Below are 17,702 nucleotides of genomic sequence, written 5' to 3' on the forward strand. Positions count from 1 at the left end.
AGCGGGCACGGCTCCCGGCGCGGAAGGCGATTGTATACTCACGCAAACGTGAGATATGATCCCGCCCCGTGCGCCCCGCCCCGTGGCGCGGCGCACGGCCTGACCCGGCAAGGGGGGCTTCCAATGGGGGAGCAGGAACGGGCGGCGGGGATGGACAGGGATCAGGTGATCACCAAGGCCGCGGAAGCCTATTTCGAGGCCTTCACCGGGGGCGAGGCGGCCTGGACCTCGGTGCCGGCGCATGGCCGGCCACGCTTCGTCCACCATGCCGGCGCCGCGGTGCTGGCCGCGCTGCGCCAGATGGTGGCCTGCGAGGAGGCGGCCGGCGCCACCCAGGGGGCGGCGGTGCTGCGCCACTGGCTGGAGGCGCTGGAGCCGCTGGTCGTGCCCTGGGAGCCCGGCGATGCGCGCTGATCCGCCGCCCCCCCCGCTCAGCGCCGCCCCTCCTCCGCCGCCGGCCGCAGCAGCGGCCACCAGAGGCGGCGCGTCAGCGCCAGGGCGAGCAGCCCCTCGACGCCGGTGATGGCGCAGGCCCAGCGCGCGCCGAGCGCCTCGGCCAGCAGGCCGATGTGCAGGAAGCCGACCGGGCCGAGGCCGATGCAGAGCGTCAGCACGCCGAGCGCGCGCGAGCGCAGCTCCGCCGGCGCGGCGAGGTAGACGAGCGTCGCCTGCATCACCGCGAAGCCCGCCTGGCCGATGCCGTTGGCGAGCAGCGCCAGCCCCGCCGGCACCGCCTGCGGCGCCAGAGCGAAGAGGGTGATGCTCGCCTGGTAGAGCACGACCCCGCCGAGGTAGCAGGCCCCGTAGCGGGCCGGGCGCGCCAGCGCCCCGATCAGCAGCGCGCCCAGGAAGGCGCCGGCGCCGTCCATGCTGGCCAGCACCCCGACCCCGCCCGGCGAGAGGCCGAGCGACTCCCGCCCGATCACCGGGATCAGCGCGCCGAAGGGCCAGCCGAAGACGTTGAACACGACGGTGACGACCAGCGTGCCGCGCAGCCGCGCATCCCGCCGCGCCAGCGCCAGCCCCTCGGAGAGCCGGGCGAGCATCCCCTCCCCCGCCGCGGCGGCGACGCCGCTGCGGTAGCGCAGGCCGAGCGCGGCGGCCAGCGCCGCCATCTGGAGCGCGGCGCCGAGGGCGAAGGCGCCGCCGATGCCCACCGCGGCGAACAGCGCGCCGCCGAGCGCCGGCCCCAGCATGCGGCTGGCGTTGGCGGTGCCGACATCCACCGACATCGCCTGGCCCATGCGCCCCGCGCCCACCACCTGGCCGATCATCAGCCGCCGCACCGGGTTGTCGGCCGCCCAGCCGAGGCCGCCGAGGAAGCTCGCCACCGCCAGGTGCCACGCCGCGAGCATCCCCGCCGAGGCCAGCAGGGCGAGGACGAGCGAGGTGAGCAGCCCGCCCCAGACCAGGACCAGCAGCGAGGTGCGCTGCTCCACCCGCTCCGCCCAGACGCCGAGGAAGGCGCCGAACAGCCCCATCGGCAGCAGGCGCAGCATGGTCATCATCGCGACCAGGAAGGCCGAGCCGGTGGCCTCGTGCACGAACAGCGCGGTGGCCAGCGTCTCCAGCCAGCGCACCACGGAGATCGCCAGGCCGACTGCCCAGAGGCGCAGGAAGTCCGCCTCGGCGAAGAGCCGCGCCACGCCTTCGCGCCGCGCCGGCGGGTCCCGCCCGGCGCCCATGGCGGCCGCCCCGCCCGCGGCTCAGGCGGCGGCGGAGGGCCGCGCCTTCATGCGCGCGTGGTGGGCGGTGACGTTGCGCAGCCCGGGGCTGACCGGCTGCCCCACCTGGGCGCCGAAATCGAGGAAGGCGAAGAGGAAGATGTCGGCGAGGGTCAGGCGGTCGCCGCAGATCCATTCCCGCCCCTCGATCAGCCCGTCGAGCCAAGCGAGCTTCTCCTGCGCGGTCCTCTTCAGGTCGTCCGCCGCCTGCGGGATGCAGCGGATGCGGTTCTGGAACAGCTTCAGCCCCTCGGCGAAGCGGAAGCCGTTGGCCATCGGCTCGACGATGTTGAGGTCGATGCGCCGGGTCCACATCCGCGTCTCCGCGCGCTCCTTCGGCGTGGCGCCGATCAGGGAGGGGCCGGGCGCGATCTCGTCGAGGTATTCGCAGATCGCGGTGACCTCGGTGATGACGGTGCCGTCGTCGAGCCGCAGCGCCGGAAGCTGGCCGGCGGGGTTGACCTTCAGGAAGGGCTCGCGCCGGTTCTCCCCGCCGCGCAGATCCACCTCCTGGCGGGGGATCTCGATCCCGCGCTCGGCCATGAAGATGCGCACCACGCGCGGGTTGGGGCCGATCGAGTTGTAGAGCAGCATCCGCATCCCTCCCTCGCGGGCCACGCGCCCGCCAAGGGATTGGGGCGCGGAAACGCCGCGCCGTAAAGCCCCGGGCGCGGCTTCCGCCCCGCGGCGCGGACAGGCTAGCATCGCCCGCCTTCACGGGAGGGACCGAGGATGATCCACGAGCTCCGCATCTACCACTGCGTGCCCGGGCGCCTGCCGGCGCTGCTCAGGCGGTTCGAGACCATCACGCTGAAGCTCTGGGAGAAGCACGGCATCCGCCAGGCGGGCTTCTGGACGGTGCTGGTCGGTTCCTCCAACCAGGACCTCTACTACCTCCTGGCCTGGGAGTCGCTCGCCGAGCGCGAGCGCAAGTGGAACGCCTTCCTCGCCGACCCGGACTGGCTCGCGGCGCGGGCGGAGACGGAGAAGGACGGGCAGATCGTCGCCTCGGTCGAGAACATGCTGCTCGCCCCCACCGCCTTCTCCTCGGTGAGGTAGGGGCATCCGGCGGCAGGCATGGCCGGCATCCCGACCTTCGCCGTGCCGGGGCGGTTCCTCGGCGTGGCGCGGCAGGATCGCGGCGCCGAGTACGTGGTGGCAGGCATCCCGCTCGACCTCGGCACCACCAACCGGGCGGGGGCGCGCGACGGGCCGGCGGCGATCCGCCGCGCCAGCCGCATGCTGGTGGACGGCGCGCACCCGCAGCACTGGGTGGAGCCGGCGGCGCTGCCGCTCGCCGACATCGGCGACTTCCCGCTCGTCCTCGGCGACCTGCGCGCCAGCCTCGCCCGCATCGAGGCGGAGGCCGCCACCTGCGCGCATCTGGTGGCGCTCGGCGGCGAGCACGGCATCACCCTGCCGCTGCTGCGCGCCCTGGCGAGGCGCCTCGGCGCGCCGGTGGGGCTGCTGCAGTTCGACGCGCATCTCGACACCTGGCCGGAGAATTTCGGCCAGCGCCTCGCCCATGGCACGGTGTTCCGCCACGCCATCGAGGAGCGGCTGGTGGACCCGCGGCGCATGGTGCAGATCGGCATCCGCTCGCCCGTGCAGCGGGAGGTGTGGGACTGGACCCTCTCCCGCGGGGTGCGGGTGATCACGGCGCAGGAGGCGCTGGAGGCCGGCCCGGCGGCGGTGGCGGCGGAGGCGCGCGCCGTGCTCGGCGACGGCCCCGCCTACCTCTCCTTCGACGTGGACGCGCTCGACCCTGCCTTCGCGCCCGGCACCGGCACGCCGGAGGCGGGGGGGCTCGCCACCTGGCAGGCGCAGGCGATCCTGCGCCGGCTCGGCGGCGTCGCCTTCGCCGGCATGGATGTGGTGGAGGTGGCGCCGGCGCATGACATGGCGGAGATCACCGCCCTCGCCGCCGCCACCATGGCCTGGGAGTACCTGGCGCTGCTCGGCGCCGCCACGGGGCGCGGCTGACGGGGCGCTTCCGGCAATTTTTCCGGCGCTTCGGCCGTGCGGCCGTCGGCCTGACGGCGTCCTGGCATCTGGGCCGCGGCTTCCTCTTGCAATTCGCAAGGTGCGCCGCCATTTCTCCGTCCGCGCCGTGCCCGGTGGCCGGCGTGACGCCATTGTGCGCGCCAAGGCCCGGCCGCCGCCGGGCTCCGTGACGGCGCGGCGTCCTTGTCATCCACGCCGCGGACGGGCCGGCCACCGGCCCGGCCGGGCTCGCAAGGGGGACGCGATGTCGCCAACCCCGTCCGGCGCGATGCGAAGGCATCGCCCCGCCCCGTAAGGCCCCCGGGCGCCGCCGCGCCCCGGCGGCCTGATCCCGTTGCCACCCTCTGCCTTCCGGGGGATGTTCCGATGCGCCTGCTGCCTTCCCGCGCCGCGGTCGCCCCGCTGCGCCACGCTCTCGATGCCCCTGCCGTCCTGCCCTCCGTCGCCGACCTGGTCGCGGTGGAGCGGCCGGAGGAGCCGATGCACTGCCTGCGCCCGGCGGCGATCGCCGCGGCCGCGCGCGGCTTCGTGCGCGGCTTCCCCGGCGCCACGCTCTACGCGGTGAAGGCGAATCCGGAGCCCGCGGTGCTGCGCGCGCTGTGGCGGGGCGGGGTGCGGCATTTCGACTGCGCCTCGATCGCCGAGGTGGCGCTGGTGCGCGGCCTGTTCCCGGCGGCGGCCATCCACTTCATGCACCCGGTCAAGGCCCGCGGTGCCATCCGCGAGGCCTGGGCGCGGCACGGCGTGCGCGACTTCGCGCTCGACCACGCCGACGAGCTGGCGAAGATCGTCGCCGAGACCGGCGCCGGGGCGGCGGAGGGGCTCGGCCTCGTCGTGCGCCTGGCGCTGCCGAGGGGCAACGCGGCCTACGACCTTTCCGGCAAGTTCGGCGCGACGCCGGAGGAGGCGGCGGCGCTGCTGCGCGCGGCGCGGCCGCATGCGGCGCGGCTCGGCCTCTGCTTCCATGTCGGCTCGCAGTGCCTCGACCCGCTGGCCTGGAAGCGCGCCATCGCGCTGGCCGGGACGGTGGCGCGCATGGCGGGCGTGCCGGTGGAGGTGCTCGATGTCGGCGGCGGCTTTCCCGCCGCCTATCCGGGCATGGCGCCGCCGCCGCTCGGCGCCTTCTTCGCCGCCATCCGCGAGGCGGTGGAGGAGGCGGGGCTCGCCGGCGCCGCCCTCTGGGCCGAGCCGGGCCGCGCCCTGGTCGCCGGCGGCGCCTCCGTCGTCGTGCAGGTGCAGCTTCGCCGCGGCGACGCGCTGTACGTGAACGACGGCGTCTATGGCGCGCTCTCCGACGCCGGGGCGCCCGGCTTCGCCTTCCCGGCGCGGCTGATCCGCCCGGAGGGGCCGCCGCCCGCCGCGGCGCTCCGCGGCTTCGCGCTGTTCGGCCCGACCTGCGACAGCGCCGACCGCATGCCGGGCCCCTTCCGGCTGCCCGAGGACGTGCGCGAGGGCGACTGGATCGAGATCGGCCAGCTCGGCGCCTATGGCGCCTGCCTGCGCACCGCCTTCAACGGCTTCGACCGGGCCCGCCTGGTCGAGGTCCGCGACCCGCCCATGCTGGGCGGCGCGGAGGAGGCGCCGGCGCGGGCGGCGTGAGAGGGAGGGGGGAGCCGCGAGGCTCCCCCCTTCACGCGTTCGGCCGCAGGATCTGGCGCAGCACGCCGCCCTCCGCCAGGCGGTCGAAGCCCTCGTTGATCGCGTCGAGGCCGAGGAAGCCGCTCTTCAGCCGCTCCACCGGCAGCCTGCCGCGCCGGTAGAGGCCGAGGAAGCGCGGGATGTCGCGCTCCGGCACGCAGCTTCCCATGTAGCTGCCGAGGATGCTCTTCTCGTCCGAGACGAGCTGCGCGTGCAGGTAGGAGAAGGCGGCGTCCGAGGCCGGCAGGCCGGCGCTGACGGTGCGCCCGCCGCGCGCGGTGATGGCGTGGGCGAGCTCCATGGCGCGGATGGTGCCCGCCGTCTCGATCACCGTATCGAGCCCGCCATCGGTCGCCGCCCGCACCTTCCCGGCGCAGTCGGGCTCGGTGGCGAGGAAGGTGTCGGTCGCGCCCCATTGCCGCGCCAGGCCGAGCTTCTCCGCATTGGCGTCCACCGCGACGATGCGCTCCGCCCCGGCGGCGAGGGCGGCGAAGAGGGCGTTCATGCCGACGCCGCCGAGGCCGACGATGGCGATCGCCTCCCCCGCCTCGAGCCGCGCCGTGTTCAGCACCGCGCCGGCGCCGGTCATCACCGCGCAGCCGAAGATGGCGGCGTCCTCCAGCGGCACGTCGGGGTCGATCCGCACCATCGCCCGCCGCGCCACCACGGCGTACTGCGCGAAGAGGGAAAGGCCGCTGCCGTGGTTCACCGCCTCCCCGTTCAGGCGGCGGATGCGCCTGGCGCCGGAGAGCAGCGTGCCCGCCGCGCGCGCGGCGAAGCCGCTCGGGCAGATGTTGGGCCGCCCGCGCACGCAGTAGCGGCAGGTGCCGCAGGAGGAGACGAAGACCGTCACCACATGGTCGCCGGGCCTGAGGTCCGTCACCCCCTGCCCGCATTCGCGCACGATCCCCGCGCCCTCGTGGCCGATGACGACGGGCAGCGGCCGCGGCCGGATCCCCTCGATCGCCGAGAGGTCGGAATGGCAGAGCCCGGCGGCGGCGACCTCGATCAGCACCTCGCCCCGCCCCGGCCCCTCCAGCGCCACCTCCTCGACCTGGAGCGGCCGGCTGGCCGCGTAGGGGCGGGGCCGCCCCTGCTCGAACAGGATCGCCGCCCTCATGCGCATCGCCCGCCTCCCTCACTCGATGCGGATGTTGGCGGCGCGCGCCACCTCGATGTTCGCCGCGATCTCGCGCCGGATGCGCTCGGCGAACTCCTCGGGGCCGGCGCCCTCGATGACGCCGCCCTGCTCCACGATCCGCCGCGCGAAGTCCGGGCGCCGCAGCAGCGCCTGCACGTCGGCGGTGATGCGCCGCACGATCGGCTCGGGCAGCCGCGCCGGGCCCATGATGGAGTACCAGGGGCTGGTGTCCGGGATCTCGAGCCCTACCTCGGCGAGGGTCGAGACGTCGGGCAGCGTCTCGACACGGTGCGACGCGGCGATGGCGAGCGCCCGCAGCTTGCCCTGGCGCGCCAGGCCGACCGCGCCCGAGAGGGTGCTGAAGGTGAAGGGCACGCGCCCGCCCACCACGTCCTGCAGCGCCGGCGCGGCGCCGCGATAGGCGACATGCGTGATCTCGATGCCGGCCTTGCGGCGGAACATCTCGAGCGCGAAATGCCCGGAGGAGCCGTTGCCGGAGGAGGCGAAGGCGACCCCCGGCTGCCGCCGCGCCGCCTCCACCACGTCCTGCGCCGTGCGGTAGGGCTGGTCGGCCCCGGTGAACAGCACGCTGGGCGAGGAGTAGATGATCACCACCGGCGTGAAGTCGGCCAGCGTGTCGTAGGGCAGGCGCGGATGGATCGCCGGGTTGCTGGTGTGGGTGCTGGCGGCGAGGAACAGCGTGTAGCCGTCGGGCGCGGCGCGCGCGACCGCCTCGCTGGCGATCACCTGGCTGGCGCCGGCGCGGTTCTCGATCACCAGCGGCTGGCCCCAGGCCTGCTGCAGCGGCTCCTGCAGGATGCGCGCCGCGAAGTCGGTCGGCCCGCCGGCCGGATAGCCGACGATGAGGCGCACCGGCCGTTCCGGCCAGCGCCCCTGCGCCCGCGCCACCGGCGCCGCGCCGGCCAGCAGGCCGGCCATGAGCAGGCCTCGACGATGGATCATCCGCCACCTCTCCCTTGGAGCACGTTTCCGGCGCGGATGGTGCCCGCTCGCGCGCGGGCGGTCCATGGGGCGCGGAACCCGCGGCCGCGGCGGGCGCTGAGGGCGCATCCCAGCGAAGGAGGTTCCGTCAATGGCCGCAGAGCTGCAGGGCCGCACCGTCGCCGTCCTCGCCACCGACGGCGTCGAGCAGGTGGAGCTGACCGAGCCGGTGCAGGCGCTCCGGGCCGCCGGCGCCGAGGTGCATGTGGTGGCGCCGAAGCCGGGCACCATCCAGGGCTGGAACCATTTCGACAAGGCGGACGCCCTGCCGGTGGACCGCACGCTCGACGAGGCCGACCCCGCGCGGTACCAGGCGCTGGTGCTGCCGGGCGGCGTGATCAACCCGGACCAGCTCCGGCTGGAGCCGAAGGCGATCGCCTTCGTCCGCCACTTCGTGCAGTCGGGCAAGCCGATCGCCGCCATCTGCCACGGCCCCTGGACGCTGATCGACGCCGGCGGCGCGCGCGGCCGGCGGATGACGAGCTGGCCCTCGCTGAAGACGGATCTGGCCAATGCCGGCGCGCACTGGGTGGATGAGGAGGTGGTCACCGACCAGGGCCTCGTCACCTCCCGCAGGCCCGACGACCTGCCCGCCTTCTGCCGCAAGATGATCGAGGAGTTCCGCGAGGGGCGGCACGCCGCCCGCGCCGCCGAGTAGCGCCCCGCGGGCGGGGCGGCGGGCTACTGGTTCAGGAACGGGTTGGTCCGCCGCTCCTGCCCGAAGGTCGAGGCCGGCCCGTGGCCGCAGAGGAAGGCGATGTCGTCGCCGAGCGGCAGCAGCTTGTCGTGGATGGCGGCGATCAGCGCCTCGTGGTCGCCATAAGGGAAGTCGGTGCGGCCGATCGAGCCGCGGAACAGCACGTCGCCGACCAGCGCCACGCGCAGCCCGGGGCTGACGAACACCACATGGCCGGGCGTGTGGCCGGGGCAGTGCAGCACCTCGAACCGCTCGCCCGCGATCTCCACCGCGTCCCCCTCGCGCAGCCAGCGATCGGGGGTGACGTTGCGCGCCGGGAAGCCCCAGCGCGCCGCCTGCTCCTCGAGCGTGTCGAGCAGGAAGCGGTCGCGCTCGTCCGGCCCCTCTATGGGCACGCCGCCGAGCGCCTCGCGCAGCTCGGCCGCGCCCGCGGCATGGTCGAGATGCCCGTGGGTGAGCAGGATGCGCTCCGGCGTCACCTTCAGCTCGGCGATGGCGGCGAGGATGCGGTCCACCTCGCCGCCCGGATCCACCACCACGCCCCTGCCCGTCTCCTCCTCCCACAGCAGGGCGCAATTCTGCTCGAAGGGCGTGACGGGAATGACGGCCGCCTTGAGGGCCATGCTGGGTCTCCTTCGCCTGCCGGACGCGCGGGTGGCGCCCAGGCTACAGCATGACCCGCCCCGGCGGATCATGCTTCCGCCTTTTGTTAGGCGGCCGATCGCGCGCAGGGCGTCAGCGGCCGCGGAACACCGGCTCGCGCCGCTCGCGGAAGGCGGCGACGCCCTCCCTGAAATCCTCGGAGTCGCGGATCGCGGCGAGGCGCGCGCCCTGCAGCGCCCAGCGTTCCGAGGGGCCGCGGGGCAGGATCTCGTCCACCACCATGCGCTTCAGGGCCGACATCACAAGCGGCGCGAAGCCGGCCATCTCCCTGCCCCACTCGACCGCCTTCGCCAGCGCCTGGCCCTCCGGCACCACCTCGTTCACCAGCCCGACCCGCGCGGCGCGCTCCGCCTCGACGGTGCGGCAGAGCAGCATGATCTCCATGGCGATCTTGTGCGGGATGCGCGAGGGCAGCGCCGCGATCATCCCGCCCGTCAGGCCGAGCTTGGCCTCCGGGTAGTAGAATTTCGCCCTGGCGCCGCAGACGCAGAGATCGGCCATCATCGCCAGCACCAGCGCGCCGCCGATGCACCAGCCCTCGACCGCGGCGATCAGCGGCTTGTCGGTCTGCCAGCCCACATTGGGCACGGCGCGCCACAGCTCCGGCGGCTCGGCGACGTCGGCGCCGAAGGAGAAGGCCTTGTCGCCCTCTCCCGTCAGCACCGCGACGCGCTGCTCCGAACGGTCGAATTCCAGCATCGCCTGCTGCACCTCCTCGGCCATCCGCCGGTTGATGGCGTTGCCCCTGTCGGGCCGGTTCAGCGAGACGATGCGCACGGGACCCTCGTCCCGCACCTTCACGTGTTCCATCCTGTCACTCCACCCTCGCGCCGGTGCGGCGGACCGCCTCGGCGAAGATCGCGCGGTCGTTCTCGATGCGGCGGCGGAAGGCCTCGCCCGCCTCCATCTGCGGCCGCAGCCCGACGGGGGCCATGGCGCGCGCCACCTCCGGCATCGCCAGCACCTTCTCGAGCGCCTCGACCAGCCGTGCCACCACCGCCTCCGGCAGCCCCGCCGGGCCGGCGAGGCCGAAGAAGGAGATGCCGCCCTCCCCGAACAGGCCGAGCTCGCGCAGCGTCGGCAGGTCGGGCAGTTCCTGGCTGCGGCGCTCGCCGGTGGTGGCGAGGCCGACCAGCCGCCCGTCCTTCACCGCCGGAATGGCGATCGGGTCGAATTGCAGTTCCACGTCGCCTGCCAGCAGCCCGGTCAGGGCGGGGGCGGAGCCGCGATAGGGCACGTGCTCGAGCGTGATGCCCGCCGCATGGGCGAAGATCTCGCCGGTGAGCTGGGTGATGGTGCCGTTGCCCGCCGAGGCGAAGCGCAGCCTGCCGGGGTTGGCGCGGGCATGGGCGAGGAACTCCTCCATGTTGCGCGCCGGCACGCGCGGGTGCATCGCCATCACCCCGTCGGAGACGGCGAGCATGCAGACGGGCGTGAAGTCGCGCTCGACGTCGTAGGGGAGGCGCATCATGTGCGGGCTGATGGTCATCACCGCGGTCGGGAAGACCAGCAGCGTGTAGCCGTCGGGCCTGGCCTGCGCCACCGCGGCCGAGCCGATGGTGCCGCCGGCGCCGCCGCGGTTCTCGATGATCACGTTCTGGCCCAGCACCTCGGCGAGCTTCGGCGCGATCGGGCGGGCGACGTTGTCGGTGCTGCCGCCGGGCGGGTAGGGCGCGACGAGCGTCACCTGCCGGCTCGGCCAGGCCTCGCGCGCCCGCGCCGCCGCGGGCAGGGCGAGCGCCGCGGCCAGCGCGGGCAGGCCGCGGCGGGGCAGCGTGATCCTCCTCATCCGGTGCCTCCTCTCTGGTGTCGGGCGCGCAGCGTGGCGCGCGCATCCACGGCGATGGCGCCGCCGCCGGCGGCGCGCAGCAGGATCGGGTTGAGGTCCATCTCGGCGAGGCGCGGCCCGAGATCGGCGGCGAGCCAGGAGAGCCGCACCAGCGCCTCCGCCGCCGCCGCCGCGTCCAGCGCCGGCCGTCCGCGCACGCCCTGCAGCACCGGCCACAGCGCCAGGCGGCGCAGCATGGCGAGCGCATCGTCGCGGCGCAGCGGCGCCGGGGCGAGCTGCACGTCGGCCAGCACCTCCACCAGCACCCCGCCCGCGCCCACCAGCACGAGCGGGCCGAACTCCGGGTCGTGGCGCGCGCCGAGGATCAGCTCCGCCTCGCCGCGCGCCATCTCCTGCACCAGCACGCCCTCCATGCCGCCGAGGCGTTCCAGGATGGCGGCGACCTCCGCGAAGGCGGCGCGCAGCGCGGCGGCGTCCGCGAGGTTCAGACGTACCAGGCCGAGATCGCTCTTGTGGACGACGCTGCGGCTGACGCCCTTCAGCGCCACGGGCCAGCCGATGGCCTCCGCCGCCGCCTCGGCCGCCGCCGCGTCGCGCGCCAGGCGCTCCCGCGTCACCGGGATGCCGTAGGCGGCGGCGAGGCGCTTCGCCTCCGCCTCGGTCAGCGCCCCCTCGGGCAGGTCCGCGGGCGGCGGCCCGGCGCCGGCGGGACGCTCGGGCGGCGCCAGGGCGGCGCGGCCGCGGCCCGCCGCCTCCGCCTCCAGCGCCCCGAGCACGGCGAGCGCGTCGGAGACCCGGTCGAGGAAGGGGAAGCCGGCCTCGCGCATCGCCGCCCGCGCCCCGTCGCCCACCGAGCCCGCCATCATCACGTAGAGCAGCGGCCGCCCGGCCTCGCGGCAGAGCGGCGGCAGCAGCGCCGCGCGCGCCGCCATGGCCGGCTGCGTCGTCATCGGCACGAGGACGGCGCCGATGTCGGGGTCGCGCAGGAAGGCGCGCAGGCACTCCCTGAGGCCCTCCTCGCTGGTGCCGTCGTCGAAGCTGCCGGTGTCGAGCGGCAGGTGGACATGGCTCTCCGGCATCCAGCGGCGCAGCACGGCGCGCGTCGCCTCCGACATCGCGGCGAGGCGCAGCCCGGCGGCGGGCAGCATGTCCGCCGTGGTCGCCGTGCTGCCGCCCGAGGAGGCGACGACGGCGAGCCCCATGCCGGCGCGCGGCAGGCGCGGCAGCCGGTCCAGCGCGTCGGCCGCCAGCACCATCGCCGCCGGATCCGCCATCACCACCGCGCCGGCGTCGCGGCAGGCGGCCTCGAAGGCGGCGAAGGAGCCGGCGAGGCTCGCGGTGTGGGAACGCGCGGCCTGCGCCCCCGCCTCCGACCGGCCGGCCTTGACGCAGAGCACGGGTTTGCCCGCCGCGCGGGCCCGGCGCAGCAGCTCCACGAAGCGGCGCGGCGCCTTCAGCCCCTCGGCGTAGAGGGCGATGACGCGCGTCGCCGGATCGGCGATCAGGTATTCGAGGAAGTCGCACAGATCGAGGTCGGCCTGGTTGCCGACCGAGATGCAGCGCGAGAACCCGGCGCCGTGATCGTGGCCGAGCGAGACCAGCGTGCCCATCAGCGCGCCGGACTGGCTCACCATGCCGATGCCGCCGGCGCGCAGCCCCTCCGCCTCCAGCGCCAGCGAGGAGGAGAGCATCGCCGCATCGGTCATGTTGAAGATGCCGAGGCAGTTCGGCCCGACCAGGCGCATCCCGGCGGCGCGCGCCACCTCCACCACCCGCCGCTCCAGCGCCGCGCCCTCCGGCCCCGCATCGGCGAGCTTGCCGGTGATGACGATGGCCGCCCCCACTCCGGCCGCGGCGCAGTCCTCGATCTGGCGCAGGAGATGCGCCGCCGGCACCGCCAGGATGGCGGCGTCCACCGGGCCGGGCGCGGCGCCTAGGCTCGGGAAAGCGGGCAGGCCGCGGATGGCGGCGCGGTTCGGGTTGACCGGCAGGATCCGCCCCGGGAAGCCGTGCCTGATCAGGTAGTGGAGGACGCGGCCGCCGAACTTGCCGACATCCTCCGAGGCGCCGATGACGGCGACGGAACGCGGGGCGACAATGCGTTCGAGCGGAATGCGGTCGGGCGCCGCCCGGCCCGCGCCATCCGTCCCGGCGGGGTGCAGCATGCTCTTGTCCGTTCCTCCGCGGCCAGCTTGGCACGCCTTGCCGCGGGGGAACAGCGGGGATGGCGGGCCGGCGCGACCGACATTGTCTTGTCATTTGAGCCGCCCCGCTGGCATTGCTAGTCGCGGCGGCGACGGCCGCCGGGCCGTCCAGGACAAGACCGGGAAAGACCCCATGCCCCTTCCCCGCCGTTCGTGGCTCGCCGCCACGCTGCTGGCCAGCCTCCTCGCCCTGCCCGCCACGGCCCGCGCGCAGCAGGGACAGGACTGCCCGCGCGGGACGCTCGATGCCCGCTACTGCGACCGCGACGGCGACCTGGTGGCCGACCCGCCGGCCGATCCGCGCCAGCTCGTGGACCCGCCGGTGCTGATCTTCGCCTACACGCCGGTCGAGGATCCTTCCGTGTACCGCAGGGTGTGGCAGGAATTCCTCGACCATCTCGCGCGCGAGACGGGCAAGCGCGTGCAGTTCTTCGCCGTGCAGTCCAATGCCGCGCAGATCGAGGCGATGCGCGCGGGGCGCCTGCACGTCGCCGGCTTCAACACCGGCTCCACGCCGCTCGCGGTGAACTGCGCGGGCTTCGTGCCCTTCGCCATGATGGCGAGCCGCGACGGCGCCTACGGCTACCAGATGGAGATCATCGTGCAGGCCGAGGGGCCGGTGCAGCGGATCGAGGACCTCAGGGGCCGCACCGTCGCCTTCACCGCCGAGACCTCGAATTCCGGCTTCAAGGCGCCCTCCGCCCTGCTCGCCAGCCAGTTCGGCATGCAGGCGGGGCGGGACTTCCGCGCCGCCTTCTCCGGCCGGCACGACAACAGCATCATCGGCGTCGCCAACCGCGACTACGACGCGGCGGCCATCGCCAACTCCGTGCTGACGCGCATGGTGGCGCGCAACGCCGTGGACCCGAACCGCCTGCGCTCGATCTACCGCAGCGATCCCTTCCCCACCACCGCCTACGGCCACGCCCACAACCTGCGCCCGGAGCTCGCACAGAAGGTCCGCGACGCCTTCTTCTCCTTCAACTGGGAGGGCACGGCGCTGCTCGAGGAGTTCCGCAAGAACGAACCGCCGGCCGAGAGCTTCATCCCCATCACCTACCGCCAGCACTGGACGGTGGTGCGGGAAATCGACCAGGCGATGAACGTCTCCTACGCCTGCCGCTGAGGGCGCGCCGCCCGTGCCCGGCGACGCCGCCCTGCTCTCGGTCGAGGGGCTGAGCAAGCGCTACCCGACCGGCGACCTCGCGCTCGACGACGTGGACCTGCAGGTGCCCGCGGGGCAGGTGATGGCGCTGATCGGCCCCTCCGGCGCCGGCAAGTCCACGCTGATCCGCTGCGTCAACCGGCTGGTGGAGCCGAGCGCGGGGCGGGTGCGGCTGGAGGGGGAGGAGATCACCGGCCTCGGCGCCACCGCGCTGCGCCGGGCGCGGCGGCGCATGGGCATGATCTTCCAGGAATACGCCCTGGTCGAGCGGCTGACGGTGATGGAGAACGTGCTCTCCGGCCGGCTCGGCTACACCGGCTTCTGGGCCTCCTGGTTCCGCCGCTTCCCCCGCCGCGACGTCGAGCAGGCCTTCCGCCTGCTCGACCGGGTCGGCCTCGCGCACATGGCGGACAAGCGGGCAGACGCGCTCTCCGGCGGGCAGCGCCAGCGCGTCGGCATCCTGCGCGCGCTGATGCAGGACCCGGCGCTGCTGCTGGTGGACGAGCCGACCGCGAGCCTGGACCCGCGCACCAGCCGCCAGATCATGCGCCTGCTGGTCGAGCTGTGCGAGGAGCGCGGCCTCGCCGCCATCATCAACATCCACGACGTGGCCCTGGCGCGGGACTTCGCGCGCCGCATCGTCGGGCTGCGCGCCGGGCGCATCGTCTTCGACGGCCCGCCGGAGGCGCTGGACGCGGAGGTGCTGACCCGCATCTACGGCGAGGAGGACTGGTCGCGCGCCCTGCGCCGCCCCGAGGAGGAGGACGCCGAGGAGGCGGCCACCGCGGCATGAGCGCCACCGCCTTCGATCCCGCCGCCGCCGCCCGCGCCTGGCGGCCGCCGGCGCTGATCGGCGACGCCAGGCTGCGCTGGGCGATCTACGCCGGCGCGCTGCTCTACGCGGCGCTCGCCCTCGGCTCGGTCGAGGTGAACTGGACCCGCGCGGCGGAGGGGCTGGAGCGCGGCGCCCGCTTCCTCGCCGGCTTCTTCCCGCCCGACTTCGTCAGCAAGCGCGAGGAGATCCTGGACGGGCTGCTCGAGAGCCTGACCATGACGGTGGTCGCGACCGCCCTCGGCATCGTGCTGTCGGTGCCGGTGGCGCTCGGCGCCGCGCGCAACCTGGCGCCGCTGCCCGTCTACCTGTTCTGCCGCGGCATCATCGCCGTCAGCCGCACCTTCCAGGAGATCATCATCGCCATCGTCTTCGTCGCCATGCTGGGCTTCGGGCCGCTGGCGGGGATGCTGACGCTCGCCTTCGCCACCATCGGCTTCCTCGGCAAGCTGCTGGCCGAGGACATCGAGGACATGCAGGCCGAGCAGGCGGAGGCGATCCGCGCCACCGGCGCGGGCTGGTTCCAGCTCCTCGCCTGGGCGGTGCTGCCGCAGGTGCGGCCGCGGCTGATCGGGCTGTCCGCCTACCGGCTCGACATCAACTTCCGCGAGAGCGCGGTGCTCGGCCTGGTCGGCGCGGGCGGCATCGGCGACACGCTGAACACCGCCTTCGACCGCTACGAGTTCGACACCGCGGCGGCGGTGCTGATCGTCATCGTCGCGATCGTGCTGGCCTGCGAGTACACGAGCGGCTGGATCCGCCGGGCGGTGCAGTGATGGCGGTGACCTGCGGCCCGGACGGCATCCCGCAATGGCGCCGCCGCACCCCGCGGGGCGACCTGCTGGCCTGGGCCGGCTGGCTCGGCGCGGTGGCGCTGACCATGCTCTGCTTCCACTACATCTCCGAGCGCACCATCTGGGCCTTCGTGTGGGACGCGCCGGCGCAGGGCGCCGACCTCGTGTCGCGCATGTTCCCGCCGCGCTGGTCCTACGCCGCGCAGCTCTGGCGGCCGCTCTGGGACACGATCAACATCGCCACGCTCGGCACCGCGCTCGCCGTGCTGCTCGGCGTGCCGGTCGCCTTCCTCGCCGCGCACAACACCACGCCGAGCCGGGCGCTGCTGCGCCCGGCGGCGCTGTTCGTCATCGTCGCCAGCCGCTCCATCAACTCGCTGATCTGGGCGCTGGTGCTGGTGATCGTGCTCGGACCGGGGATGCTGGCCGGCATTCTGGCGATCGCGCTGCGCTCCATCGGCTTCATCGCCAAGCTGCTCTACGAGGCGATCGAGGAGATCGACCCCACCCAGGTCGAGGCGGTGGAGGCGACCGGCGCCGGCCGGGCGCAGGTGCTGGCCTGGGGCATCGCGCCGCAGGTGCTGCCCGCCTTCGCCGGCATCTCCGTCTTCCGCTGGGACATCAACATCCGCGAGGCGACGGTGCTCGGCCTGGTCGGCGCGGGCGGCATCGGCATGCAGCTCCAGGCCTCGATCAACGTGCTCGCCTGGCCGCAGGTGACGATGATCTTCCTGCTGATCCTGGTGACGGTGCTGGTCAGCGAATGGGTCTCGGCCCGCGTGCGCCACGCGGTGATCTGAGGGGGGCGCTCAGCGCCCCCTGCCGTCGAGCCCCATGCGCCGGGCGATGATGGAGAGCATGATCTCGTCCGCCCCGCCGCCGATGGAGCCGAGGCGGAAGTCGCGCCAGGCGCGGCTGATCCAGTTCTCCCAGGCGTAGCCCATGCCGCCCATGAACTGCACGCACCAGTCCGCCACCTCGCGCGAGAGGCGCCCCGCCTTCAGCTTGCACATGGAGGCGAGCTCGGTCACGTCCTCGCCCGCCACGTAGCGCTCGGTGGTGTGGTAGACGAGGGCGCGCAGCGCCTCGATCTCGGTCTTCAGCTCGGCCAGCTTGAACTGGATCACCTGGTTGTCGAGCAGCGGCCGGCCGAAGGCGTGGCGGGCGCGCAGGTAGTCCGCCACGTGCTCGATCATCTGCCCCATCGCCAGGCGGCGGGCGGCGGCGTTCAGCCGCTCCTCCTGGAACTGGCGCATCTGGTAGGCGAAGCCCCTCCCCTCCTCGCCGATGCGGTTCCGCTTCGGCACCCTGACCCCGTCGAGGAAGAGCTGCGCCGTGTCGCTGCACCACATGCCGAGCTTGCGGATCTTGCGCCGCGACACGCCCGCGCGGTCCGGCCCGCCCGGACGCTCGCGCAGCGGCAGCACGATCAGCGACTTGTTGCGGTGCGGCGGCCCGTCCGAGGTGTTGGCCAGCAGGCAGACCCAGTCCGCCTCCATGCCGTTGGTGATCCACATCTTGCCGCCGCTGACGACGTAGTCGTCGCCGTCGGGGCGCGCCACGGTGCGGATCGAGGCGACGTCCGAGCCCGCCCCCTCCTCGGAGACGCCGATCGAGACCACCACCTCGCCGGCGATGGCCGGCGCCAGATACTCGCGGCGCAGCGCGTCGCTGCCGAACTCGGCCAGCGCCGGCGTCGCCATGTCGCTCTGCACCGAGAGCGCCATGCCCACGCCCTGCGCCTTCATCGTCCCCAGCGCCTCGCCGGCCGCGACCGCGAAGGAGAAGTCGAGGCCCGAGCCGCCATAAGCCACCGGCTTGGTGATGCCGAGCAGCCCGAGCGCGCCGGCCTTGCGGAACACCTCGCGCGAGGGGAAGCGCTCCGCCTCCTCCCAGGCGTCCACGTGGGGGTCTATCTCCTCCGCCACGAAGCGGCGGACGCTGTGCATCAGGCGATGGTGGTCCTCGGTGTAGAGCATGGGGCCTCCGGCCGGCGTGGCGGGGCAGGATAGCCGCCGCGCGCCCGCCCCCAAAGGCGGCGGGGGAGGG

At 74.4% G+C, this 17,702-nt stretch carries 18 protein-coding genes; 9 read left to right on the top strand and 9 right to left on the bottom strand.

The window, feature by feature from the left end; genetic code table 11:
• Positions 1–150: 150 nt before the first annotated feature.
• Complete coding sequence (locus ET526_RS01370; RefSeq protein ID WP_135465856.1) at positions 151–414, top strand: hypothetical protein; 264 nt, start codon at positions 151–153, stop codon at positions 412–414.
• Between the two features lie 17 nt (positions 415–431).
• Here the strand turns inward: ET526_RS01370 and ET526_RS01375 are convergent, their stop codons facing one another.
• Together ET526_RS01375 and ET526_RS01380 are read right to left on the bottom strand one after the other, a co-directional pair.
• A complete protein-coding gene (locus ET526_RS01375) occupies positions 432–1,685 on the bottom strand; it encodes an MFS transporter (protein WP_135465857.1) in 1,254 nt (417 codons plus the stop codon).
• Positions 1,686–1,706: 21 nt separating this feature from the next.
• Positions 1,707–2,318 (bottom strand): glutathione S-transferase family protein, encoded by a 612-nt coding sequence (locus tag ET526_RS01380; protein ID WP_135465858.1) that lies wholly within the window; start codon positions 2,316–2,318, stop codon positions 1,707–1,709.
• 138 nt (positions 2,319–2,456) lie between these two features.
• Here ET526_RS01380 and ET526_RS01385 point away from each other — a divergent pair, with 138 nt between their 5' ends.
• The 3 genes from ET526_RS01385 to ET526_RS01395 all read left to right on the top strand — a co-directional run bounded on the left by ET526_RS01385 (position 2,457) and on the right by ET526_RS01395 (position 5,327).
• Complete coding sequence (locus ET526_RS01385; protein ID WP_135465859.1) at positions 2,457–2,783, top strand: NIPSNAP family protein; 327 nt, start codon at positions 2,457–2,459, stop codon at positions 2,781–2,783.
• 18 nt (positions 2,784–2,801) lie between these two features.
• On the top strand, positions 2,802–3,707 hold the full coding sequence (gene speB, locus ET526_RS01390) for an agmatinase (RefSeq protein WP_135465860.1): 906 nt from the start codon (positions 2,802–2,804) through the stop codon (positions 3,705–3,707).
• 387 nt (positions 3,708–4,094) lie between these two features.
• Positions 4,095–5,327 carry a type III PLP-dependent enzyme gene (locus ET526_RS01395; RefSeq protein ID WP_135465861.1) on the top strand — a complete coding sequence of 411 codons (1,233 nt, stop codon included), beginning with the start codon at positions 4,095–4,097 and terminating at the stop codon, positions 5,325–5,327.
• A gap of 31 nt (positions 5,328–5,358) precedes the next feature.
• On the opposite strand, the gene ET526_RS01400 is transcribed toward ET526_RS01395, so the two are convergent.
• Together ET526_RS01400 and ET526_RS01405 are read right to left on the bottom strand one after the other, a co-directional pair.
• A complete protein-coding gene (locus ET526_RS01400) occupies positions 5,359–6,492 on the bottom strand; it encodes a zinc-dependent alcohol dehydrogenase family protein (RefSeq protein ID WP_135465862.1) in 1,134 nt (377 codons plus the stop codon).
• Between the two features lie 12 nt (positions 6,493–6,504).
• The gene (locus ET526_RS01405) at positions 6,505–7,470 is read right to left on the bottom strand and encodes a Bug family tripartite tricarboxylate transporter substrate binding protein (protein ID WP_158295452.1); all 966 of its coding nucleotides are present in this window, start codon (positions 7,468–7,470) and stop codon (positions 6,505–6,507) included.
• 130 nt (positions 7,471–7,600) lie between these two features.
• Between ET526_RS01405 and ET526_RS01410 the strand changes: the two genes are divergently transcribed.
• Positions 7,601–8,167, top strand: coding sequence for a type 1 glutamine amidotransferase domain-containing protein (locus tag ET526_RS01410; protein ID WP_135465864.1), 567 nt, complete (start codon positions 7,601–7,603; stop codon positions 8,165–8,167).
• A 23-nt stretch (positions 8,168–8,190) separates the two neighbouring features.
• Here ET526_RS01410 and ET526_RS01415 read toward each other — a convergent pair whose 3' ends face one another.
• From ET526_RS01415 to ET526_RS01430, 4 genes are all read right to left on the bottom strand, one after another.
• Entirely contained in the window at positions 8,191–8,829 is a 639-nt protein-coding gene (locus ET526_RS01415; RefSeq protein ID WP_135465865.1) for an MBL fold metallo-hydrolase, read from the bottom strand.
• A gap of 112 nt (positions 8,830–8,941) precedes the next feature.
• Positions 8,942–9,679, bottom strand: a complete 738-nt coding sequence (locus ET526_RS01420) for an enoyl-CoA hydratase/isomerase family protein (RefSeq protein ID WP_135465866.1) — start codon at positions 9,677–9,679, stop codon at positions 8,942–8,944.
• A gap of 4 nt (positions 9,680–9,683) precedes the next feature.
• Positions 9,684–10,658: a tripartite tricarboxylate transporter substrate binding protein gene (locus tag ET526_RS21170; protein ID WP_158295453.1), complete on the bottom strand. Its 975-nt coding sequence runs from the start codon at positions 10,656–10,658 to the stop codon at positions 9,684–9,686.
• Entirely contained in the window at positions 10,655–12,823 is a 2,169-nt protein-coding gene (locus tag ET526_RS01430) for an acetate--CoA ligase family protein (protein ID WP_135465867.1), read from the bottom strand. Before ET526_RS01430 ends, ET526_RS21170 begins: the two co-directional genes overlap by 4 nt.
• 172 nt (positions 12,824–12,995) lie before the next feature.
• Here ET526_RS01430 and phnD point away from each other — a divergent pair, with 172 nt between their 5' ends.
• The 4 genes from phnD to phnE (ET526_RS01450) are packed head-to-tail and all read left to right on the top strand — an operon-like array spanning position 12,996 to position 16,453.
• On the top strand, positions 12,996–13,988 hold the full coding sequence (gene phnD / locus ET526_RS01435; protein ID WP_135465868.1) for a phosphate/phosphite/phosphonate ABC transporter substrate-binding protein: 993 nt from the start codon (positions 12,996–12,998) through the stop codon (positions 13,986–13,988).
• Between the two features lie 13 nt (positions 13,989–14,001).
• Complete coding sequence (phnC, locus tag ET526_RS01440; protein WP_408869751.1) at positions 14,002–14,820, top strand: phosphonate ABC transporter ATP-binding protein; 819 nt, start codon at positions 14,002–14,004, stop codon at positions 14,818–14,820.
• A complete protein-coding gene (gene phnE / locus ET526_RS01445) occupies positions 14,817–15,635 on the top strand; it encodes a phosphonate ABC transporter, permease protein PhnE (RefSeq protein WP_135465869.1) in 819 nt (272 codons plus the stop codon). The genes phnC and phnE (ET526_RS01445) overlap by 4 nt, the downstream gene beginning before the upstream one ends.
• Complete coding sequence (gene phnE, locus ET526_RS01450; RefSeq protein ID WP_135465870.1) at positions 15,635–16,453, top strand: phosphonate ABC transporter, permease protein PhnE; 819 nt, start codon at positions 15,635–15,637, stop codon at positions 16,451–16,453. Before phnE (ET526_RS01445) ends, phnE (ET526_RS01450) begins: the two co-directional genes overlap by 1 nt.
• 9 nt (positions 16,454–16,462) lie before the next feature.
• Here the strand turns inward: phnE (ET526_RS01450) and ET526_RS01455 are convergent, their stop codons facing one another.
• A complete protein-coding gene (locus ET526_RS01455; RefSeq protein ID WP_135465871.1) occupies positions 16,463–17,632 on the bottom strand; it encodes an acyl-CoA dehydrogenase family protein in 1,170 nt (389 codons plus the stop codon).
• Positions 17,633–17,702: the final 70 nt, after the last annotated feature.

The organism is Crenalkalicoccus roseus (genome assembly GCF_004761865.1).
GTDB lineage: Bacteria > Pseudomonadota > Alphaproteobacteria > Acetobacterales > Acetobacteraceae > Crenalkalicoccus > Crenalkalicoccus roseus.